Here is a 22646-nt window from a genome sequence, read left to right as displayed (position 1 = left end):
CTTCTACTACAATTTTTAAAATTTAACAGTTTATATAGACAAATAATCCAAAACATTTCTAATTTTAGTGACTTAACCACAAAAAAAATGCGATGAAAAATAAGACGACCAATGCAGATAAAATTGCTGAAAATCATATTGCAGGTATCCAGCGTGTGGTAAAGCTGGATATTGTTATTGAAGGTAAAATCATCAAGCACTTCAAACATTTCCGTTTACAGCAAAGCATACGGACACACCATAATTTCGAACTTACCCTGGCCCATGACAGTCTTGGGGACACACAGGATCATAATCTGGAAGAGGCACAACAGTTTTTAGGAAAACGCTTAACTGTTGTTTTCAAATATAAGGATGCCGAAAATGAAAGCCCTGAAAGGACGTTTGTGGGCTTTATCACACAGGTAGCCTTCAGCCAGGAAAAGGCCAGTCTGGGGAATATTGTATTGAAAGGGAAAAGCCCAACAATTCTGATGGATTCAGCACCGCATACCCAAAGTTTCGGAGGCAGCCAGGCAGTTAATACTTCCATTATTGCAGACAGGGTCATTAAAGAAACCCTGGGTTCAGGTAAATACGATTATAAAGTAGATACTAAAAATGCAAGTTATATCAACTATAGCGCCCAATACAAAGAAACTCATTATAATTATCTTGCCAGATTGGCTGAAACCTATGGAGAGCAATTTTATTATGATGGTGAAGTTCTTCATTTTGGAAAGCTTCCGCCGGGAGAACAGCCTATCCGGCTTACCTATGGGAGTAATGTAAGTGATATTTGTATTGAGCTCAAGGCTGTTCATACCAAACCTGAGTTTTTTGGGTACAACAGCAGTAAAAATGAAAAGTTATTAAGCTCTACCGCCAATATTAAACATCTCGGCCAGCTTGCTTCAAAAGCATATGAGCTGAATGACGGTATTTATAAAACCAGAGCTTTAAACCCATCTCCTGTGAATGCCAACATGTCTTTAAATGTAGATGATGCCCAGAAAAGTGCTGCAGGAAGTGCTGCCGTAGAAGTTTTTACGGTTTCAGGAAATACAACAGTTCCTTTTCTTCATCCCGGCTGTATTGCAGACATTGAAATGAGAAAGCCCAACAGTAACCAGACGTCTTATTTCACCAAGCTTATGATTACGGAAGTCTCCCATGAAGTGAATACCCGCGGATATTATACCGGATCATTTGAAGCCATTGCAGAAGGAACGGGATATATTCCTACCCCTGAATTTGTAACTCCTCAGGCTGAGCCTCAGATCGCAACAGTAATTTCCAATACCGATCCTTTAAACCAGGGACGTATACAGGTACAATTTGACTGGCAGCTGCATGATACCACTCATTTTATAAGGATGATGAGCCCTGATGCAGGAGGTACTGATGCCATTACCCAGAACAGGGGGTTTGTTGCTATTCCGGAAGTAGGTGACCAGGTCATGGTAGGTTTTGAATATCATCACCCTGATTTTCCTTTTGCCATGGGAGGAATGTTCCATGGAGCGGTAGCTTTAGGTGGTGGTGTTAATAACCATATCAAGTCTATCCAGACCCGAAGCGGGAACAAAGTAATCTTCAATGATGCTGAAGGCAGTATTTATATTGAAGATCCGAGTGGAAATACCTACTTCATGGATGGAAAAGGAAATATTACCGTCAATGCTCCGAAAGACATGACGTTTACGGCAGGTAATAATATTAAAATGACAGCAGGCCGCGATATCACCTCCATCGCCGGAAACAGTATGTACTCGACCGCCAATGTGAATATCGTTTCCAATGCCGGGGTTAATATGATAGACACCGCAGGGAAAGACCTTATGCAAAGTGCCACCGGAAATATCCATGAATCCTCAGATATGCGGACGGAAATTTCTGAAAATGAAAGAAACATCCAGGCTAAGAAAAGTGATTCATATGCCGAAAAAGTGACAGTAGTAAGCACCAAAGAGAATATGGTTTTACAAAGTGAAAAAACCGTAAAATCTCAAAGCGGAGAACAAGGGAATTCTCATTAAAAAATCATGAGAAACCTTGTTGTTATGGTATTCTTTACTTTGGCATCTTACAATATTGCGGATTATATCAGCGCCCCGGTCACGGAAGACAGACACCGGTATATGCCAGTGGGAAATCTAATGAAATCGATCATCTGTGGTTTTATATCTGCAGTTGTAGCTTTTCTTGTATCGGTAAAAGCATTGAAACAAAGAAAAAAGATTAAATATCCATTTGACAGACCTTTAAGGTAACAACTTATAAAATTACAGTCATGGCTATTATAAAAAACGCAAAAAATATCAACATACAGGTTGCCAACCATTATACCTCACTCAGCAAGATCTCTCATGAGGAAGCTCAGCAGGTGATTATTGAAGCGACCAAGCAAAACCTTGAGCTTTCCAGCCAGAAAAGGACAATAATGCAGGGGTTTGGGAAAGGAGAAGCTTTAACAGATGATGAGTCCGATGGAAAAATAACAAAAATGTATTGGACATATGGCGATGAAAAAACTCCTTTAACAGATTCTTCTAAGTTTTATGTGGATATGAACCTTATTGTAGAAACTGAAGGTTACAAAGACGGAGAAACCGTAGAAGTAGCCATTAAAGCTGAAGATGGGGAGCCAATAGCAGAAGGTATTGATGAACTTACCCTTACCGGAACTGTAGAAAAAGGACAGGTTATATTCAAAGAACCGCTAAAGGCTTATACTTTAACGATAATGGATGATAAAGAAGACTCTTAAAATACAGACTATGAACATAGAAAAATTGATTCCTATTATATTAGAACAGCGAAGAAGTTTTGTTGCACAGTCTGGTAGCCAGACAACAAAACCTGTACAGGTGAAGAGACCAAGTTGGGCGGATATGATTAAAAACTATCCCAATACTTCTGTGAAAACTATCCCCTTATATAATGAGATTGGAAACGGACTTACAGATTTATTTAATAAAGCACCTGATGATTGGGAAAATACTTGTTCATTTAGAATGAGCAAGGGGCTAAATTATAGTGGCTTTAAATTACCTTATAATAATGCTAAGTATAGAGCTAAAGGAGCAAAAGGAGGTGTACATATTGGAAAAGATAAGCTCAATTATTGGTATAGAGTAAAAGAACTAGGAAAATATCTTGAAGAGCATTTAGGTACTCCTGAATTTGACGAAAAATTAAAAAAAGTAGGATTAGGACAAATTAAAATAGGCTTATCAAAAGATAAATGGGACAGTTTGTATAAAATCAAAGGTATTATTATGTTTAAAGTATCAGGATGGGGAAACGCCTCGGGCCATTTCACTTTATGGGATGGTAAAAATTTAATATATCCAGGCGAAAGTGTGCACGACGATCCTAATAGTGAATATTATTATTTTCATATGAAATATGAACAAAACGGCAAGGTAATACAAACAGATGAAATAAAAGTATGGGAACTAAAATAGATATATTAAGATTGTCATTGATATTAGTATTATTGTTTTCGATAAATTTATCAGCACAGTATAAAATAACTGAAATAAAAAAGTATGCATTTAACAGGTGCCTTCAATATAACTATTCAAAAATGGACTCAACATTTTATGATGTTTATAAAGATGCTTCAGGAGTACAATATTCAGTTAATGGTAAATTTATCGAGAATGAAGATTTGAAAAATAAAATCAATGATTATGTAATTGCAAAAACAAAAGGCTATTATTCAAAAAAGAATAACCTTCATTTTGAGTCGGGTGAAAAAAATACCATTACGTACGATTGTTTTATTTTTTATGAATCGAAAGAATTAGACTCATTTATAAAGAAAGTTATTGGGATAAATAACAGGAAAAAGATAAACTAAAATAGAACTGTTTATAGTTAAAAATCACAATGAAAAATAATTTAATTCTTTTCGTAATTATGTTATTCTCTCATTTATTTAATACGCAGAATAGAACATACTCTCTCTATGATGGGAAGGAATTAAATCAGTTATCCATTACTAATAAAGAGATAAAATTCAATAATAAAGATGGAGCTGTCATCTACACTGTGGAAAAACAAAATCCTGAAACATTGAAAGTTAACAATGATAGCTTCTCCTTTTCTATTTCTTTCGAAAAGGAAAATATAATTAAGATATTACCTTTTAATCTCTTGATTGAAACGAATTCGGATCTTTATAAATATTTAAAAGAAAGTATTTTAAATAAAAATGAAATTCAAAAATTAGGGTTACTATTTTATCCCGTCAACAGATTTTATGATGATTGTTGTTTATACTTCAACCATGACATTTTTATAAAAGACTGGGATCAGGATATGTATTCTACAAAGTTTAAAATATTTTCTATTGAAGAACTAAATGAAAAAAAAGTAACAATGAGAGGAGCATATCAATACAAAGGAGATACCCTGGATAAGATTAATTATTATAGAGATGCTGAAGGAAGCTTATTTGAATTTTATAGTGAAAAATTAACAAATCCAACTGCTAAGTACAATCAATATACCTTCAAATATTATCCTTCAAATGAAAAATATATATTGACAGGCAAGCATTTTAGAAATAAAAATGGCCGAGTTATGAAAGCAGTTTTTAACTATGAAAATATGGCTGACACCAGTAAATCGAACACTAAAACATTAAATTACCCTTATCCTAAAGTTAAGATAAATTAATTTAAAAGCAAATAAAAAAAGCAGCTTAGAAATGGAAGAGTATAAACGACAATGAAACAATCTGGTATTCTCTTTTTGATTATTCTTTTTAATTATTGTTTTTCTCAAGAAAAACATGAAACAATAAGCATTAAAGAGGAATACACCCCTTTAAAAACATATGATAAAGCCAATTATATTTTTTGGTATTGTATGGATTTTATGAATCCAAAGAATTAGATGCTTATATAAAAAAACTTACTGGAATGAAAAACAGTAAAAAGTATTTTTTATATTACAGTAGAATAAATAATGACATTGTTATAAAGCATGATGCAGCTGGGAAAAGATAGACAATATTATTATGATTAAAACAACTCAGATTAGAAAAAAAACATCATGGCTATTATAAAAAACGCAAAAAATATCAACATACAGGTTGCCAACCATTATACCTCACTCAGCAAGATTTCTCATGAGGAATCTGAAGAAGTGATCATTGAGGCGACTAAGCAAAATCTTGAGCTCTCCAGCCAGAAGAGGGCCATTATGCAGGGATTTGGGAGAGAAGGAGCAATAAGCAATGATGATAATGCCGATGAGGGTTCAAAAGATGAAGGACCAATCATAACAATAACAAATCAAAAAGTAGGATGGGGCTACATTAAATTAATTGGAGCAGACGATAGAAAATTAAAAGGAAATTATATAACCATAGGAATACCCTTATACAAAATGTTAGTTACACACTCAACTGATAAAACATTTAAATTAGAAACCATGGTATCAAGGGACTCTTGGATTGTAAACAGAATTGAAGGGAAATATGCAGAAATATATAATTGTGCATTTGAGCCTAAAGACAATAATGAATATGAGGGAGTCTTTATTGATGTATACCCTCATCATAATGATACTGCAGCGTATAAATTGGAACAAAATAATTCTGAGACTCTTCACTCTGAAGAACGATTTAATGACAGAAAAGAAAAAGTTTTTTCTGCAAAGAGTATAATGATACATGTAGGCGGCTTCTATCATAATGAAAAAGATCCAACTTATGATAATAAACCACGTATAAGAGCAGGAGGGTCATTGGGATGTTTTGGAATTACAAACAAAGACAATTCATCTAAAAGTCCATCTGATAATGAGACTAAAAATATTATTAATAAAATTAGAGAAAAGTCAGATGATGATAAAATATTTGGATACTCAAAAGTTAAAATAATCATTGAAAAAAGAAAAGATGTTGAAAGAATTAAAAAAGTTATCCTTCCTTATTAGCAGCTTTTTAGCACTGGTAAGTTGTACACAGAAAAAGGTTTTAATAGTTAGAGGAGAACCTATAGATAGTTCGACATCTAAAGTATATGCTCCGGATTGTTATATAAAAAATTTTAATCAGGAAATATTGATTAGAGAAGGTTTTTTATATAAGAATAATGTGCTAGAAAAATATATCACTCCTCAAACTGAGAGTATTTTAATTGATAATATTAAAAAAAATGGAAATAGCAACGAAACAGAACCGTATAAAAAACTTGAATTAGAAAAAATAAACAATAATAAAATAAAATTATTTAATGAAACACACGACATTTTACGTAAAAGCGGAGATACTCTTTTCCTTTCTCAGAATATAATCATCATAGAGTCACCAAAGAATATTGAATAAATTCATACAAGTGTTGTCCCGAAAGTTTGATTATTGGAGAACCTCCGATAAGGATTAAAGATTATGAAAAATTTAATAATTTTATTTACAATATTCGTGGCATGTATTCAAAACAAGTCGGAAGACTTTCAATTGACAGCTTTATCTCCGGTGACCTATGAGTTTAAGGCTAGAGAAAATAAAAATAGGATCGACTATTTTTATGCAAAAGGAAATTTATCATACAACACAGCGACGTATGAAAAACTGAAAAAGGCAATTGATGACAAAACAGCATCTGTACCTATAAAAGGTTATCATTTGTATTCAATATACGTATATAAACAAACTGATGTTATCAATAAACAGTATAAAGGCGGAAAGGAAGGTTTAGACGGACACAACGCAGATCTTCTCGCTTATGTAAGATACAGCGGAGGAAAACCTGATATTTTTTATATCACCGAAAACGGCAATGTGATCTATGATATGCTTTCCGGAAAAGAAGAAAATTTTGAATTTGATCAATAAAAAAACAATAACAACATGGCAGCTCCAGGAGTAGAATTCGGCACAAAGACCCCTATTTCGAGAAAAGGAATAGAGCCCACACAGGTTAAAAGTATCAAACTGATTTCCGATCTGGATGATGGTGCAGCTAATGATAGTACCAGAACCATTAAGGAAAAAAGTGGTATTGTGTTCGGTAAAACTTATACTTTCAAAGTAGAATCATATACTAATGGAGATCCAAAGGACGTAAACCTGGTAAAATGGGCTGTAAGTTACACAGATAGAGAAACTGGAAAACTATATGAGAACGTCCTGAAAGATGTCTCTACTGGAGATGAAATCAACATCACATTTAATGATGCCAATGGTTGCGGAAATAATCTGGAAATCAAGGCTTATATTAATGATGTTGACAATGAAGGTAAACTCACTGTTTTTAAGCATAACAGATTCAGATTTTTTGATAGAAAGACGCTAAAAACTGAAATTCAACAAAGGATAAATACTGGTAAAGATATAGATCAGGGACAAAGTTCAATGTGTGCTATAGCCTTGATCGGACACTTTATGGCTATTCAGAATCCTACAGAATATGAGAAAGTTATTCTTGATTTACATCGTAAAGGGGAAGCCATCATTACTTCTACCCAATACAAAATTAAACTGGATAGTGATGATCATTTGATAGAAATGAAAGATTCGGATGTCAAATATCCTAAGAATAGCTATGGAGGTAAAATGTCATATGCCGACTACATCTATTTATTCTCAATCAAAGATTTTTTGAACGGAATCTTCGATTATGATCCTGATGGTCCTGGTGCCGGAGGGTTTGTAGAAGGAGGTACAGGTCTTACGTTCCCTAACGAAGTGGAAAAAATGATGAAAAATATTCTGGGGTATAAAGATGTGAAAAACGAGACTAACCTCATCACCAGTAAATGGGCGAATGCAAAAGATTCGGCTAATGAACTTTCTCAACTCTTGGCAGACGGGTATAGTATAGGCTTACTTATTACTGCTGAAAATTTTCAGCATAATAATAAGGCAACATTCTCAATTCCTAATCACTGGGTAGGGCTTAAAACAATTACAATTGATGAGCAAGGAGGTAAAATAATACTTACTTTGTTCACTTGGGGGGATATTAATAAAGTATGGACTGTCTTATATGATCCTTTCGAAGATGGATATTTTGGATTTGTAGCCGGAAAATAATTAACAAATAACTTTAAAACTATGCTAAAGAATTTTATAATTAGAAACTGGAAAAGCATTTTTAATATTCAGTTTATAATTTTTATAACTTTTATCCTCCTAACCTTTATTTATTATTGGGATAAACCAGCACACCAGTATTTCAACAAAACTCCGTATGTATTGAATGTTCAGAGTCTATTTTCTCTGATAATGACCTACCTTTTTATATTTTTTATTATTATCGTAGTCATCTACCCCATTCTTTTCATTTTACAATTAATTGGAATTCGCGGTGAAAAGGAAACTGGTAAAATAAAAAAATTAATCCTGCTGTTATTTTTATATATATTAAGTATAATCTCAGTTTTTGCATTATTTACCATTCATAATTCTCAAGCCATTAAAGCCATAAACTAATTAATATGACCTCTTCAGTTTCCGACATATTCCCAACATCTACCTACACCGTACAGGATAAATGTACGGTAAAGTTCGGCCAGGAGCAGCATCAGGCACAGCTCTCTTATACCCTGTATGTAGAACCGGGGAAAAAGGATACCGGTGAAATTTTGATCAACAGGTCCAATTTAAAAGTGAACAATCAAAAAATAGACACCAAATTTCTTGAAGTATCCAATAATTATATGGAAGCCCTTTTTCCTTTAGTCTGTAAAATAAACAAATATCAATTTTCTATAGAAAACATTGATGAGATCAGAAACCGTATCCGGAAAGCCGATGTTGCTATTCATGATCTCTATAACGGGGAAGCAATAGACCACATCAGTACTCATTTCTTTACTGCAACCCAGACTGATGAAAAGCTTACTTCTTTCATCAGGCAACTCCATTTTATGAAGGTCCTGGAATATGGATTGCAAAAATTCAATCCTAAAAAACAGTATGAAACATCCTGGAAAGTCCTGCCTGTCGGAACTACAGAATGGAAAGGAGATATTCAATATCAAAAAGATAAAAATATATTGTCTTTTGAGCCTAAAATCGACAATGCCCAGGATATCATGAATGATATTATCCGATACATCCATAAACATGATTATTACGTCAGTTTTGACGAAGAAAGCCTTCCACTCTATGCAGATTTTCAGAACACCATCAATTACACGGGTAAAACCGGAAGAATAAAAGAAGCAGAAGTCAGTGTCTGTATAGAAGCAGAGGATAAATTTTATTACCTGCAAACAATCACCATAGAAACAAAATAAGAATATGTCAGCACCCATCCCATATACGGTTCAGAGCGGAGAAACGCTGCAGGATATCGCCAGGAAACTGGGTATCAAAGACTGGACGAAACTCAAAGATTATCATAATGCCAATTCCGGAACGAAGGTTGGCAATACTCCCTATACAGGGTTTTCCCTGATGACCCCTCCGCCTGACGAGGTTTACGCCCTTAATGGTGAAACACCACCTCCTGATCCCGAAGAAGAACAAAAAACAGCAGAGCAGAAACAGGAAGAGGAAAAAAAGAAAGAAGAAGAGCAAAAGAAAAACGAACAGGCTTCCAAAAGCGACCACGACGGAAAATACTTTGTGGTGCATGGCGCCAAATGTGTTTGTGATAAAGCAGAAAATCCAAAACAAACAGCGGATCTACAGGTAACCACCCATTCCGTTATTGTTTTGAACGATCAACAGGGAAAACTGGCGGCAACCGAAGAGGATAAAACATTCAACCCTCCTGCAGCCACTTTTGGAAAATGTACCCTGAAACCATCCCCGGGAGGCTATCTTCCCTGTGCGGTTGCCCCGGCTCCAAAATGGAATAAAACCTATGACAGCACCCGGGTATTAGGAAAAAATACACTTACTGAAATATCAGAACTTCCCTGTATGACCGGCGGGAAAATCACCATATTCAAACATGGACAGACGGACTCCGTGAGCAATGCCCATGCAGACAATACCAACCCGGCGGAACTCGCTATGGTTAACCCGGCAGTAGATATGCCTAAGAAAAAGGAGGAATATCCTTCTGTAACTTCTATTGCCTTAGCCCAGATAGAAAACAGGATTACCTTTAAAGCAATAGATTCCAAAAATAAAAGCGGTGTTGTGTATCTGCGCAAAGACGAAGAAGCTTCTTTCAAAGCCAATCTGAAAAGCGGGAACCAACAGCTCACCTCATGGGTGGTTTACAGTGACCACCAGGGTAAGAAAGAGAATAGAATCTTTTTAAGAGAACAAATCGGGACAGAATTTTCCCAGAGTTTCGAAGGATTGGGAAAATTCAGGATTGAAGGATACGGAAAACCTAAAACCCCTGAATTTGAAAAAGGAAAATATGACAAATGTGATCCTTCCTGCTCCATTGACGTTGAGGTAGTAGAAAACACCCTGCTCGAGCTGGAATCCACCTCCGGAGATTTTACCACCCGCATCGATCCTTCTAAAAACAGGAAATTCAGAAGGGGTGTTCCTTCAGTTTTCAGGGCTAAGTTTTTGATCCCTGATCTTACGGAAGAGGAGAAATCCAGGCTGACGCTGGCGGTATTTGACGGAAGTGGAAATGCCATTACAGAAGGTGTACATATCAATGGAGACACCCTTACCTTTACCCCTCAGAACACCAAGGCTAAATACACCATCCTGGCCCGTTATATCAATGAAAATGGTGAAGCCATAGAAAAAAAGATGTCCGGGGAAAGTGAAGGCAATGCAGTTTTAGGCATCAGCCATGGTGCGGAAGTTGTAAGGCCCGGAACCTCCATGTCGTTCAGTGTTACCAAAATGAAATATAAGTTTGGAGATGACAACTCTCCTTTTGGCCTGACCCCGGGGGAATCTTCAGACATTAAATGGAACCTGGACGGTCTACTGATCGGAAACGGGAAAAACATTACCATTCCGGGGTCGCGGGTTACTCCAGGAAAACATGTTGTGGAAGCATACAGCATGGTGGCCAATGCTACCGGAAAAAACGCTAAAAAAGAAGATGATGACTGGCATTTTGAGGTGAAGGAAAATGATGTGGTAAGCTTTACCGTCAGCGGTACTCCAAAAGTGGGTAAACCTATGACCGCTACTGTTGATAAAATGATATTTTCCGACCTTCTTCCTAATGAAACCGTACACTGGCAAGGGTTTTCCAATGCCGTTACCGGAAAGTCCATCAACTTTACGCCTAAAAAGCCCGGGACATTAACCATTACCAGCAGAATAAAAGGGAAAGGTTCCACCCAAACCATAAATGTAGTACAGCCCATAATTAATGATATCCAGTTTACAGACAGTAACGGAAGTAAAATAGACAAAGCCGGCTGGGGACAAAAAGTAAATATCCGCATTGATCACCAGGGTCTTGAGAATGAGAAGCTAACCATTGTTCTCTGGGATAGTGACACGGTACAGGATGACCCTGTAAAAACCATTACCATCAAAGCTTATGACGGAGGGTTAATTCCGGTAACCTTAGATGCTGACATGAAAAATAAGGCGGGAAGCCAGGGATTGATCTATGCCAAAATTTCAGCGCCTGATGTTGTAGCCATTGGGGAAGGATTGCCGTTCCCTAAAACATATAAACTGGATGTCCAGGACAAAAAAGAAATCTTTAATGCCAAGTTAGGCAGTGAAGACGGCAGCGAAAAACATACGGTAGTAGATTATGATGAGATCAGTTATTTCTACGCCAACAGCCGGGGAATAAAACCTGATGAAAGCCTGTTCCTGGAAATAAGGGATTCCGTACTGGGGAGAGACCCTCTTCTATTACAGCAGGCCAATGTTAAAGCTGATCAGAATGGCATCATCAAACAAAAAATTATATGGAACGGTATAAAAAATAAAGTAAATTTATTGACCGTATATGCCATCGTAAAAGAAAAGAACCAGGACGGAAAAGTCTTATACGATGCAGATGGTGATTATTCTATGGCAACCGCTAAGCTGAGAAAAGGCAGTACCCTGGTTAAAATAGTGGAGAATAAAGGTGCAGTGAAGGTGGGGGATCAACCAATAAGTGGGTCTAATTGTGGTGGTAAATTCTGTATTAAAAAAGGAAGCCCTAAGAGCGAATTGATCAGAGAAATCAATATCCGCTTAGCAGGATTCGGAGGAAATGTTCCAACAGATGAGTTTACGGACAGAACAGAAAAAATGGTAAAACAATTCCAACGGGATTATATGAAAGTTCCGGAAACAGGAAAAGTCTGTGGAAATGTACTCAAAGCAATTGATGACTTTACAACGAAATGGGCTGAAAAAATATCAGATTATACATGTTTATGTAATGGAATAAAGAGTATTGCAAACAAATGCTCAGGATTTGGAAAAGGTCAATATAAAGATCAATATTCAAATAAAAACCATGTTGAAAAATATCATAAATATGAAAGGCCTGGAATGCATAGAAGTTTATTATGGGGAGTAAGCGCCTTGAAATATTATTTAAGTACACAAAATGAATATAAATATTCTAGTATTACTGCAGGATACAGATGTTGGGAACACAATAAATATGCTGGTAGAACAACTACTAACCATATGGGAAAAGCTGTAGATATACAGTTTTTAAAAAATAATAAACTAGTCGGAGGAAAAAAAGAAGAAAATCTACCTGTTCTAAGAGATATTCGTGACAAATTTTATACAAAATATTTAGACAGTAAATATAATTGGGTTAATGGAAATAATAATTTTTCTTTAGAGCCGTTTGGATTAGGAAATGGACAAACTTGGAGCTGGATCCATATGGATGTACGTGAATTTGATAATGCTTATCTAGATGATAAATTTTTTACTAAAACTCAAGATTCACTTACAGGAAAAAGCTTGATTCAACTTGCCAATGAATTAGGGTTAAAAGATATGTGTAGTTGTATGGGCGGAGGATTAAGCACTAATAGCAATTCTAATCCAAAAGCAGGAGAATGTATGTGCTTTAAACAAGGTAAAGTGAAAACGGCATGTACAGGCAAAGGCAGCTCTATTACTAATGATATTTATAAAAAAGAAGCAGATAGATTAGGTATTGAATTAGCAATGATTCAGGCTATTGCAAAACAGGAATCTAAGAGGGAAAGTTTCTGGAAAGAAGGACAAGCCACTATTCTGTTTGAAAGACACAAAATGTGGGAATATCTGGAAAAAGATTTAAACAAGACAAAAGCTGAACTTGAAAAATTAAAAAAAGATGATCCATCAATTGTGAATGACCTGTCCGGAGGCTATGGTAAATATTCCGAGCAGTACGAAAAACTAGATAAAGCTAAAAAAATTGATAATACAACAGCTTTAAAAGCATGTAGCTGGGGTAAATTTCAAGTAATGGGCTTCAACTATGCGGTAGCCTTTAGTTCACCTGAAGAAATGGAAAAAGCTGTAAACCTTTGTGAAATTCAGCAGTTTTACTTTTTTGTTGGATACATTGAAAATACCAACGGAATGATAACTGCTATGAAAAATAAAAATTGGGAAGATATTGCCTCTAAATATAACGGTAGCAAATGGAAACAAAAGAATCCTGACTATGCTTCCAATATTGAAACCTACTATAATGAATATAAAAAAGAAAATGATAAATAATAAAATGAAAATGAAACTTTTTTTCATCTCGATGATATTGAGTGTATCATTATTAGCTTGTAAAAAGGATCTGCAGAGCCAAACAACAATTACAAAGGAACCTGACAAGCAAGAAAAAGTTATAGACTCCTTACTTGTTGATATCAATAAAGATGGTCAGCCTGACAAGGTTATTATTTCTGAAAAAACACCATCGGCCAACAGAACAATTGCCGTGCAGCTGAATAACCAAAATACATACAAAACAATAAGTTCAAATAATAAAATCATTGCCTGTTCTACATGTGGCGCTCAGTCAGGTGATCCCTATATTAATTTAAAAGCGACTGATGCTGGATTTGATCTGGTACTGGAAGATAGAGTCTATTCATTTACCTTCAAATCCAAGGATATTTTTTTAGAAAAAATAGATATTCTGACAACCAAACAAACATCAGAAGGAATAGAAGAACAGCATAAGATTTATACTCCTGAAGATTTTGGTACTCTTAACTTAAGTAACTTTAATGATGATATCCTTCTGAAGCTTAACAACCATTCCAAACAAGTATCTCTACCCGTTCAACAGGAAGATCTCGACAAATTCGAATGGGAGACAGATAACTCTTTGGGCAATTATAACAGCAAATTATCCCTGGAAAAATATGGAGATATTAATATAACCCTAGCCAAAAATGATAATTCTGATGATGTATTCTATACATTATTTACCATTGGTAAGAACGGAAAAATAATTGATTCCTTAAAAGTAGGCTATGCTGATGATGGCTATCCTGAATCTGACAAAAGAGAGTTAACAACATTTTCAATAGATAAAAACTACGCTATTATCCTCAAAAAATTTGACAGGGTTGAATATAAGAATGTTTTAAAAAAGACAGAAGAATATAATATTTCCCCAAATGGAAGCTTCTTAAAAACAAAATAATTATGGTATTTCAATGCTGCGATAAATTCAGAATATTATTTTGCCTCTTATCCCTCATTATGATATTATCCTGTAAAAAGGAGGAAATTTTATCGCAGAAGAATACTAAAGTAAATATCAGCATTTTCAATATTTAGTGTTGATATGTCCAGAGGTGATGCAGACTATTTTATTTTAATTACTACTCAAAATAATAACATTATTGATTACAAAGAAATAGGCTCCATTGGTGACGAAAATCCAGTAACATTTAAAATATTACCGGCTTTTTCCATCGAAAATACAAAGGGAATACACAAACTGCTGTTGCCTTTGAAAAGTTTAAAATTGATGAGAAGGGAAAAATTATAAACGGAACTTTCCTAAAGAAAAACAACACGATTGAAAAATAAATAAAATACATAAAAAGAGACTTTTACAGGATAATTGTGACATAGTCCTCTCTATAATTGTAAACCATTACACCTTTTAAAGATTCCATTAAAAAAAATAAAGTACAGCTGCTTTTGGGACATTGATCAAACATTATGGCGTATTGTAATTTTATATACCTTTAGATTACAATATATAAATTCATATGAAAAATCCTGGTTTTACCCAATCAAGACCTTTGAATACACAAGATATCAGGACTCTGATCCTTTCTGCTTTTGGAGGAATGCTGGAATTTTATGACTTTGTCGTTTTTATTTTTTTTGCCAAAATCATTGGAGAACATTTCTTCCCACCTACCCTGGATTCCTTCTGGGCGTCTATCAATACATACGGTACATTTGCTGTCGGTTTTCTTGTAAGGCCAATAGGAGGCATGATAATGGCCCATTTCGGAGATCTTTTTGGAAGAAAAAAAATGTTTTTTTTATCCATTGTTCTCATGGTATTTCCTACCCTGGCGATAGGCCTGTTGCCAACTTATAACCAGATTGGCTATCTGGCGCCTGTACTTCTGCTCCTGGTAAGAATTCTGCAAGGCTTTGCTATAGGAGGAGAAATTCCTGCTGCGTGGGTTTTTGTAGCTGAGCATGTCCCGAAGAACAGAATAGGGTTAGCAGATTCAATGATTACGGCAAGCCTTTCGTTAGGCGTTTTATTAGGCTCGGCAATAACTCTTTATATTAATACAGTTTTCTCTACGGAAGATATATTTAACGGAGCCTGGAGATACCCCTTCATCCTAGGTGGAGCATTTGGAATCATCACCATTTTCCTCAGAAGATATCTTAAAGAAACGCCTGTTTTTATTGAAATGAAAGAAAAGAAAACCTTAAGTGAAAAAATTCCCCTTCAGAAAATCTTTCAATCCCACCTCCCTGATATTAGTATTTCTCTTCTGCTGACCTGGATTTTTACAGGGTGCTCCATATTGCTTACCTTAATGATTCCTAATCTGATGAGTGATTTTTTCAATATTCCCAGGAAAGATGCCATTACAATGCAAAGCTATACTCTGATTACCATTAGCTTAGGAGCTGTACTGGGAGGTATATGGTGTGATAAAAAGGAAGCAGGAAAAATGTTGATCTTCTGGAGCATTTGTTTCGGAATCTGTAGCTGGTTCTTTTTACAAAAGCTTATCAATATGCAACCGGAAGGTATTTCGATTTTATATGCAATAACAGGCTTATTTGCAGGAGGAATTTTAGGATGCATTCCTTATATTATGGTTCACCGGTTTCCTCCTGCCGTAAGGATTTCAGGGATTTCCTTTTCATACAATCTGGGACAGGCGATCTTTGGAGGCATCACTCCAATTATTATTGTTCTGATGGCAAAAGAATATCCCAAAGGAATATTGTTTTACGTTCTGTTTCTTGCCGCATTAGGATGCTACTTGGGACTACGTTCTGCTTTAAAAAATAAAAACAGCAGTAGAAAGGCCTTATAACGGATTAGGATGTAAAAAAGCCGCTATTTGATAGTAGCGGCTTTATATTTTTAAAAACATTGTAAGTTTTAAGCGGTAGTATCAGGAGTAAAAACTCTTTGGGATAATTCCTGATCGAAAAGATATAAGGCAGAAGGATTATCACAAACCATTTTAATCTTTGTTACATACTGAGATGCACTCGCCTCTTCTTCCACCTGCTCATTGATGAACCACTGTAAGAAAGATGTTGTTGCAAAATCTCCTTCTTCATTAGCATTCTTCACAATATTGAAAATACTTTTGGTTACTATTTTTTCATGTGCCAGAGCTTTCTCGAAAATATCCGTAGCATTTTCGAATTCGTGTGGCGGTTTTGGAATTTGCCCGATGATAATTTCTCCCCCAACATCATTCAGGTAATCAAACATCTTATCAGCATGCATCAGTTCTTCTTTGCTTTGCACTCTGAAATAATTGGCAATCCCATCCAGATCTTTTCCCGAAAACCATGCAGACATTGAAAGATAATATTGAGCGGCGTATTGTTCGTGTGCTATTTGTTCGTTAATTAATTTTGCAATTTTTTCGCTAACCATAAGTATTAAATTTATATTCAAAAATAAGGAATAAAAGCCCAAATCAAAAGCATTACAAAAAATTAATACAAAAAGGATGGAAAAAACATCCATCCTTCTCACATTAAAAAATTAAAATTACTATGAGTTATTTTGCTTCAGGAGTACCGGTATTCATAGTTTTTTTCATCATCCTTCTTTCCTTTACCGCCATTTTTCTCTGCTCCATTTTAGCATTCCTGTCTGCCTGCCATTTATCATATTGCTGGGGAGTAAGAATTTTCTTCATATCAGCATCCATTTGCGCTCTTTTAGCCTTCATTTCTTCCATTTTAGCCTGCCTGAATTCTTTATTTTTTTCAAACTCAGCTTTCCTTTCTGCTTTTCTTTTATCCTGAAGTGCTTTTATCTGGGCAACCTGGGATTGGTTCAGGTTAAGGTCTTTTTGCATTTGAGCCAAACGTTCCTGCTCTTTTTGTTGCATCTTTTGTTGCATTTCAGCTCTTCTCGCTTCCTTATCCTGAGGAGTTGTCTGTTGTGCCATTGCAAAACCTCCCATTCCTATAAATGCTATTGCTAAAACTAATTTTTTCATCTTTAAAAATTTAATTTAATTGTTATATGTCTTTTTGATTAGTAATTAAAATCAAGGTTAAATTAATAAATTCACAAATATTGTTAAATTTTAATAAAAAATAATCAATAAAAACAAAAAAAAGGACAGATTAATAAAAACCTGTCCTTCACACCACTTAAATATAATATATGAAAATTAATTTTTCACAAAATTTCCTCTAAAACCACCGCTATTTCCGCGGCCTTCATGTTTGGGAGCACCTTCTGATTTTTGTCTGAATCCTCCGCTGTTTCCTCTGAAGCCATTATTATCGTTTCTTCTGGGAGCTTCTCTCCTTACTTCATTGTTTCCTCTGAAGCCACCATTTCTGAAACCTCCATTATGATCAGAGTTTCCTCTGAACCCTCCTTCAGAGTTATTCCTGAAACCTCTGTTGTGCTCGGAATTATCCCTGAAGCCTCCTGAGTTATTTCTAGTACCTGCATTATCACGGAATCCTCCTGAATTACTTCCATTTGTTGCCGAACCTCTAAATCCGCCGTTATCCCGTCTGATAACATTAAAAGTAGGATTGTCCATTCTGCGGAATCTTGCTCTGTCTACCCTGTAAATATTGATATTTACATTTCTATATCTTGGCATTACCGCGTATCTTGGTACATAATATGTCCTTCTGTAATTCTGGAAATAAATAACCGGACTGGCTCCGCGATAGTAGTTATTTTGAAAAACTACAAAAACCCTTGGCCCTAAAATTCTCTCCAAAGCGTAGAAACGGTCGTAATACCATCTGTCAGGATTATATCGGTAAAAATTATTCCATGCTGTAAAACTTGCATATAAATTATTCAGTCTGATAATCTGATCAACCTGCCAGCGATTTAATCTGTTTTGTATAAAGAAACCATTCCAGTCAATATTAACGATGCTGTTTCTGTAGTCATTATAGTAACTCTGATAGTAATCACTTGGATAATAATCATCAGGATAATTGTAATAATAATCATCAGGGAAATAATTCCTGTCATCTTCATCGCTATAATAGCCTCCATTCTGATAATAACCGTCATCATCCCAACCATTATTCGGATATTGCTGAGCAGACACCAAAATGCCTAAACCCAAAGCTAATCCTAAAAATATTTTTTTCATCCCTATAGTTGTTAATTGGTTAATATATAGCAGAATATCTCAATTCTATCTTTTTGATTCAAATACAAAAAAGAAGTTAAATCCAAAGATTAAACTTCTTTTAAATTATACGTAAACGATTGATAATCAAAATGTAAATTTACACTCTACCGCTATCTTTTATCCAGTTGCCTATTTTTTCATTAAAGGTTTGTTTTTCTTTTAACTCTTCAAGCCCAAGGTGCATTCTATATCGCCAGTAATGCGGGAAAACAGCCGGATCATTGATTCTTTCATTCTCTATGTTCTCATTTCTGAGTTCTGCGTCTGTTGCCAGAAATTCCTGAATCGGAAATATAGCCAACATGGCATCATTATAGAGATGCTGCTTCATAATAATCTCTGCCAGATGGGGAGTAAGTTCTTCAGGGGCCTTACCATACTGAATAAGCTGCTGATTAAAATATTTCTGTGTTAAGACAGGATCTTCTTTCCACCACTGTCTTAAGGTTGAACTATCATGAGAAGAAGCAGTGACTACATTCATATAACCAGCTTCCTTAGGATTGTAAAACGGAATATTTTCAGCAGGCATCCTTTGAACTTTAAGAGCAATAATAGCCAGTTCATCCATGACAACGGGTACACATGCCGGAACCATTCCCAGGTCTTCTCCACATATCAGCATTTTTGTAGCATTCAGAATAACGGGAAGTTTTTCCATTGCCTTTTCATACCACAGATGATCCTGCCTCCTAAAGAAATAATCATGGTATAGATCATAGATAATCTTTTGCTCCCATTCCGAAAGGTATTTATAGGATTCCGTATTATACACATTAAACCTTGGATGGTATACTGTGACTCCATTTCTTTCTTCTGTCAAAAATAAAACATTGGCACACAGTGAAATCAGTTTTTCTTCAAGTGCTCCAAGCGGATTCTTTTTAAAGAAGTCTGCCAGTTTTCTTTGAGTATCAAATTGTTCTTTAAAGGTATAAGTTCCATCCTGGTTATTATCCATAAACTCAAGAACCTTACCGCTCTCTTCTCCAAAATACTCCCATAAAATCTGGTTGTTGATAAAAGGTTTACAATACCTGTCAAAGTCAAATGGAAGATGCCAGGCCTTAAATTCATCCAAAACAATAGGTACAGCCGGATAAAAGTATCCTAATATCCCTTGTACAGCAGAAATTGGCATTCTCCAGATTCTGAAGAAGCCTAAAATATGATCAATCCTCATGGCATCAAAATACTGTTCCAATGCCTTGAAGCGGTTTTTCCACCATTGATAATTATCTTCCTTCATCGCTTCCCAATTATATGTTGGAAATTCCCAGTTCTGGCCAAGCTCTGTAAACTGATCCGGCGGTGCTCCTGCCTGGAAATCCATCCCGAACAACTCAGGCTCTGTCCAAGCTTCAACAGAATATCTGTAAATTCCGATGGGAAGGTCGCCTTTTAAAGAAATACCAAGATGATGAGTATAATCCACTGCATCTTTTAACTGTAAATGAAGCTGATATTGTACCCATGCATGCAGCATCGCAATATCATAATCTTTACTTTTACTGCTAAAGAATTGTAAAATTTTTCCTGCAATATATTTTTTATGGGTTTTCCAATCGTTAAAATTCGGAGTTTTATATTTATCCCTTAAAACACAAAATGCGGCATAGGGTATCAGCCATGTCTCATTATCTTTTATGAATCGCTTAAAGCCCCTGTCTTTATAGATTTTATCCTTTTCAGTGTTAAATATTGCTTTTAAATATTTCCATTTGCCAGCAATCATCTTTTCATAATCAATGAGGTCAAGAGCATTTAAAGCTTCTTTTTCAGCCTGGTACTCTTCAACTAATTCTTTAGGTAGAGGAAAGTCAAGCTTTTCCAGTGAAATATATTGCGGATGTAAGGCATATACTGATACAGCCGCATAAGGATAGGAATCTGTCCAGGTATAATTAGCTGTAGTATCATTAACAGGCAATATCTGAATAATACCTAAATGGGTATTTTTTGCCCAATCAGCTAATTTTTTAAGATCAGTAAACTCACCTACTCCAAACCCGTCTTTACTCCTTAAAGAAAAAACAGGAACAGCTACTCCTGCATCATGATACATTTGATACGCCTTAAACCTGAAATAATGGTTGGAAACAATTTGAAGAACGTCAGCTAACGGATTGGCCACTGTAAAACGATTTTCTCCTGTTTCTACATCAATAACCCTGTTCTTATCGGTATCATAAATGCAATATTTGAATTGAATGAATTCGTTTTCCGGAATCTGTACAGAGGCCTCCCAAACTCCAAAATCCGTCTGAGATAAGTGAATTGCTTTTTCATAGCTCCAGCCCCCTAAAGAAGGTGTACTTCCGATCAGTACGATTTTCCAGTCCGGATGATATACAGGAGCCTCTAACCTGAATAAATGAGTATGCTTTTTTAGGATCGTTATTTTCTCAGGGATAAAGCCATTCAGTTTATTATAAAGTATTTTATTATTTAAATAATTCTCCGGAAAATTTTTATTATTCCATTCGTCAAAAATAACAAACTCTTTATAATTGTGTGGAAAATGAAGATGATGCAGAACAAATTCTTCTCTTAAAACAATAGACTTATCATCTACAACACGGTATTTATATGAAATAGATTTCGAGAAATAGTCTGCTTCGCATTTCCATTGTCCGTTATCTGCACAAAACATAGTATGGATGTGAACAGCAGTTTCCCCGTCTTCAATAACCAGTTCCAGACGTTCTCCTGCTTTTACAATATATCCTACATTAAAGTATAACTTCATCTATATTTTTTTATAAAATTACATTTTAATATCGAAAAATAAAACTTATTGAATATCAAATAATCATTAAAAAACCTTCCCGGATAAGCAGGGAAGGTTTTGTTGTATTGAAAATAAAAATCGTTTCTTTACTGTTTAGTTATTCTTAATCAGAACATAATTTTTATATTATCTCTACTCGGTTACAAGAATCTTTTTATTGAGAATCACTTTTCCGGATTCATCCGCTATACTTACAATGTAAGCTCCATTGGTGAGGCTCTTTAATTCTACTTTCTGATCCAGGATTCCTGACTTCACAGACATATTATGATTTATCACATTTTTACCCGACATATCAAAAATAGTAAGTTGAAGATTACCTTTTACATTTTTGTTATTGATGTGTACATTAATGTAATGCTCATCAACTCTTGTCGGATAAATTTCAAGATCAGCCAAGGTAGCTGTTGAAGCAGTCCTGTTATTTACAAAATATCTACTAGCTAAATCATAAATATGCAACTGTTCACCACCCGGAAGTTGTTTTGCTTGTAAATTTTCAAGGTCCACCTCATACAAAGGAGCTCCTTTTGCACTTGCAATTACAACGTTGCCTTTCGCATTCACAGCCGATCCGTTTACTGAATAATTATCAGGAATACCAGCTATTTTTCCTAAAAATTTGGCTTTCAATTCTTTTACTGATACTTTAAATACATTTCCGGAAGCAGCAAAAACATAAAAATTATTATCAGCATCAGCTACCATATCCCCCCCAAATCCGGTTTCCATAGCTGTAAATGAATTCTTACCATTAGAAACATCATCCTTTACAATTCCAAGGTCATTAACAACATATTGGCTTCCTTTTTTACTAATCTGTAAAATCTGTGTTCCGGCATTATTCATTGCATAAATATTACCATCATAACCAGCTGCCATTCTTGTAATATGGGAATTAATATCACATGATGATACTCTGGCTACAGTGTTTTCTACTAAACTGATTTCCTTGGTTTTGGGATTCAGAATATAGATATTAGAAGAAAACATAGGCATATATACAAGGCTATTATTCGAAGAATCATAAGCCAACGCTGCCATTGTTAATGACTGAGAATGATTATAGGAATTTTTATCTTCAGCAATAATAGTATTCCTGGATTGTGAGAATACTTTTGAAGAGGAATCAGCGCCAAAAATTTTT

19 protein-coding genes (1 of these 19 only partly in view) are annotated in these 22646 nt (G+C 35.2%); 14 read left to right on the top strand and 5 right to left on the bottom strand.

Translation table 11 applies throughout. From position 1 onward, the window contains the following. Positions 1–92: 92 nt before the first annotated feature. The 14 genes from OK18_RS10670 to OK18_RS10595 all read left to right on the top strand — a co-directional run bounded on the left by OK18_RS10670 (position 93) and on the right by OK18_RS10595 (position 16380). On the top strand, positions 93–2018 hold the full coding sequence (locus OK18_RS10670) for a type VI secretion system Vgr family protein (protein ID WP_053327985.1): 1926 nt from the start codon (positions 93–95) through the stop codon (positions 2016–2018). 6 nt (positions 2019–2024) lie between these two features. Then, a complete protein-coding gene (locus OK18_RS10665) occupies positions 2025–2252 on the top strand; it encodes a hypothetical protein (protein WP_053327984.1) in 228 nt (75 codons plus the stop codon). Positions 2253–2272: 20 nt separating this feature from the next. After that, positions 2273–2749, top strand: coding sequence for a hypothetical protein (locus tag OK18_RS10660; RefSeq protein ID WP_053327983.1), 477 nt, complete (start codon positions 2273–2275; stop codon positions 2747–2749). A gap of 10 nt (positions 2750–2759) precedes the next feature. Further along, positions 2760–3449, top strand: a complete 690-nt coding sequence (locus tag OK18_RS10655) for a T6SS effector amidase Tae4 family protein (protein WP_082129267.1) — start codon at positions 2760–2762, stop codon at positions 3447–3449. Beyond that, positions 3434–3847, top strand: a complete 414-nt coding sequence (locus OK18_RS10650) for a hypothetical protein (RefSeq protein ID WP_156173265.1) — start codon at positions 3434–3436, stop codon at positions 3845–3847. Before OK18_RS10655 ends, OK18_RS10650 begins: the two co-directional genes overlap by 16 nt. Positions 3848–3876: 29 nt before the next feature. Next, the gene (locus OK18_RS10645) at positions 3877–4668 is read left to right on the top strand and encodes a hypothetical protein (protein WP_053327982.1); all 792 of its coding nucleotides are present in this window, start codon (positions 3877–3879) and stop codon (positions 4666–4668) included. A 378-nt stretch (positions 4669–5046) separates the two neighbouring features. Beyond that, positions 5047–5934 (top strand): hypothetical protein, encoded by an 888-nt coding sequence (locus OK18_RS10640; RefSeq protein WP_053327981.1) that lies wholly within the window; start codon positions 5047–5049, stop codon positions 5932–5934. Next, entirely contained in the window at positions 5897–6325 is a 429-nt protein-coding gene (locus OK18_RS10635) for a hypothetical protein (protein ID WP_156173264.1), read from the top strand. The genes OK18_RS10640 and OK18_RS10635 overlap by 38 nt, the downstream gene beginning before the upstream one ends. A 63-nt stretch (positions 6326–6388) precedes the next feature. Then, positions 6389–6835, top strand: a complete 447-nt coding sequence (locus tag OK18_RS10630) for a hypothetical protein (RefSeq protein ID WP_053327979.1) — start codon at positions 6389–6391, stop codon at positions 6833–6835. A 15-nt stretch (positions 6836–6850) separates the two neighbouring features. Next, positions 6851–8035, top strand: coding sequence for a hypothetical protein (locus OK18_RS10625; protein ID WP_050020667.1), 1185 nt, complete (start codon positions 6851–6853; stop codon positions 8033–8035). 404 nt (positions 8036–8439) lie between these two features. Next, complete coding sequence (locus tag OK18_RS10615; RefSeq protein WP_053327977.1) at positions 8440–9243, top strand: hypothetical protein; 804 nt, start codon at positions 8440–8442, stop codon at positions 9241–9243. A 4-nt stretch (positions 9244–9247) separates the two neighbouring features. Further along, positions 9248–13567 carry an N-acetylmuramidase domain-containing protein gene (locus OK18_RS10610; protein WP_053327976.1) on the top strand — a complete coding sequence of 1440 codons (4320 nt, stop codon included), beginning with the start codon at positions 9248–9250 and terminating at the stop codon, positions 13565–13567. A gap of 10 nt (positions 13568–13577) precedes the next feature. After that, positions 13578–14495 carry a hypothetical protein gene (locus OK18_RS10605; RefSeq protein WP_228377590.1) on the top strand — a complete coding sequence of 306 codons (918 nt, stop codon included), beginning with the start codon at positions 13578–13580 and terminating at the stop codon, positions 14493–14495. Positions 14496–15072: 577 nt separating this feature from the next. Continuing rightward, positions 15073–16380 (top strand): MFS transporter, encoded by a 1308-nt coding sequence (locus tag OK18_RS10595; RefSeq protein ID WP_053327973.1) that lies wholly within the window; start codon positions 15073–15075, stop codon positions 16378–16380. Positions 16381–16448: 68 nt separating this feature from the next. Here OK18_RS10595 and OK18_RS10590 read toward each other — a convergent pair whose 3' ends face one another. The 5 genes from OK18_RS10590 to OK18_RS10570 all read right to left on the bottom strand — a co-directional run. Next, positions 16449–16958, bottom strand: coding sequence for a ferritin (locus OK18_RS10590; RefSeq protein WP_050022554.1), 510 nt, complete (start codon positions 16956–16958; stop codon positions 16449–16451). A 127-nt stretch (positions 16959–17085) separates the two neighbouring features. Next, positions 17086–17532: a lipase chaperone gene (locus OK18_RS10585; protein WP_053327972.1), complete on the bottom strand. Its 447-nt coding sequence runs from the start codon at positions 17530–17532 to the stop codon at positions 17086–17088. A gap of 177 nt (positions 17533–17709) precedes the next feature. Continuing rightward, on the bottom strand, positions 17710–18666 hold the full coding sequence (locus tag OK18_RS10580) for a hypothetical protein (protein WP_053327971.1): 957 nt from the start codon (positions 18664–18666) through the stop codon (positions 17710–17712). Between the two features lie 139 nt (positions 18667–18805). Then, positions 18806–21457, bottom strand: a complete 2652-nt coding sequence (locus tag OK18_RS10575) for a 4-alpha-glucanotransferase (protein WP_053327970.1) — start codon at positions 21455–21457, stop codon at positions 18806–18808. A gap of 174 nt (positions 21458–21631) precedes the next feature. Continuing rightward, a protein-coding gene (locus OK18_RS10570) for a T9SS type A sorting domain-containing protein (protein WP_053327969.1) crosses the window boundary here: on the bottom strand, positions 21632–22646 show its 3' portion. 152 nt of this gene lie beyond the right edge of the window; 1015 of the gene's 1167 nt are visible here — the last part of the coding sequence; its start codon lies off the right edge, out of view; the stop codon is at positions 21632–21634.

The organism is Chryseobacterium gallinarum (assembly GCF_001021975.1).
Taxonomy (GTDB): Bacteria; Bacteroidota; Bacteroidia; order Flavobacteriales; family Weeksellaceae; genus Chryseobacterium; species Chryseobacterium gallinarum.
The sequence above is the reverse complement of the archived record's forward strand: the minus strand, read 5'-3'. Positions and strand labels throughout refer to the sequence as shown.

Excerpts from the sequence above, each read along its gene's own strand:
- OK18_RS10615 (WP_053327977.1), top strand. The coding sequence starts at position 8,440 with ATGACCTCTTCAGTTTCCGACATATTCCCAACATCTACCTACACCGTA.
- OK18_RS10640 (WP_053327981.1), top strand. The coding sequence starts at position 5,047 with ATGGCTATTATAAAAAACGCAAAAAATATCAACATACAGGTTGCCAAC.
- OK18_RS10630 (WP_053327979.1), top strand. The coding sequence starts at position 6,389 with ATGAAAAATTTAATAATTTTATTTACAATATTCGTGGCATGTATTCAA.
- OK18_RS10655 (WP_082129267.1), top strand. The coding sequence starts at position 2,760 with ATGAACATAGAAAAATTGATTCCTATTATATTAGAACAGCGAAGAAGT.
- OK18_RS10595 (WP_053327973.1), top strand. The coding sequence starts at position 15,073 with ATGAAAAATCCTGGTTTTACCCAATCAAGACCTTTGAATACACAAGAT.
- OK18_RS10605 (WP_228377590.1), top strand. The coding sequence starts at position 13,578 with ATGAAACTTTTTTTCATCTCGATGATATTGAGTGTATCATTATTAGCT.
- OK18_RS10660 (WP_053327983.1), top strand. The coding sequence starts at position 2,273 with ATGGCTATTATAAAAAACGCAAAAAATATCAACATACAGGTTGCCAAC.
- OK18_RS10665 (WP_053327984.1), top strand. The coding sequence starts at position 2,025 with ATGAGAAACCTTGTTGTTATGGTATTCTTTACTTTGGCATCTTACAAT.
- OK18_RS10585 (WP_053327972.1), bottom strand. The coding sequence starts at position 17,532 with ATGAAAAAATTAGTTTTAGCAATAGCATTTATAGGAATGGGAGGTTTT.
- OK18_RS10670 (WP_053327985.1), top strand. The coding sequence starts at position 93 with ATGAAAAATAAGACGACCAATGCAGATAAAATTGCTGAAAATCATATT.
- OK18_RS10575 (WP_053327970.1), bottom strand. The coding sequence starts at position 21,457 with ATGAAGTTATACTTTAATGTAGGATATATTGTAAAAGCAGGAGAACGT.
- OK18_RS10610 (WP_053327976.1), top strand. The coding sequence starts at position 9,248 with ATGTCAGCACCCATCCCATATACGGTTCAGAGCGGAGAAACGCTGCAG.
- OK18_RS10625 (WP_050020667.1), top strand. The coding sequence starts at position 6,851 with ATGGCAGCTCCAGGAGTAGAATTCGGCACAAAGACCCCTATTTCGAGA.
- OK18_RS10645 (WP_053327982.1), top strand. The coding sequence starts at position 3,877 with ATGAAAAATAATTTAATTCTTTTCGTAATTATGTTATTCTCTCATTTA.
- OK18_RS10580 (WP_053327971.1), bottom strand. The coding sequence starts at position 18,666 with ATGAAAAAAATATTTTTAGGATTAGCTTTGGGTTTAGGCATTTTGGTG.
- OK18_RS10635 (WP_156173264.1), top strand. The coding sequence starts at position 5,897 with ATGTTGAAAGAATTAAAAAAGTTATCCTTCCTTATTAGCAGCTTTTTA.
- OK18_RS10590 (WP_050022554.1), bottom strand. The coding sequence starts at position 16,958 with ATGGTTAGCGAAAAAATTGCAAAATTAATTAACGAACAAATAGCACAC.
- OK18_RS10650 (WP_156173265.1), top strand. The coding sequence starts at position 3,434 with ATGGGAACTAAAATAGATATATTAAGATTGTCATTGATATTAGTATTA.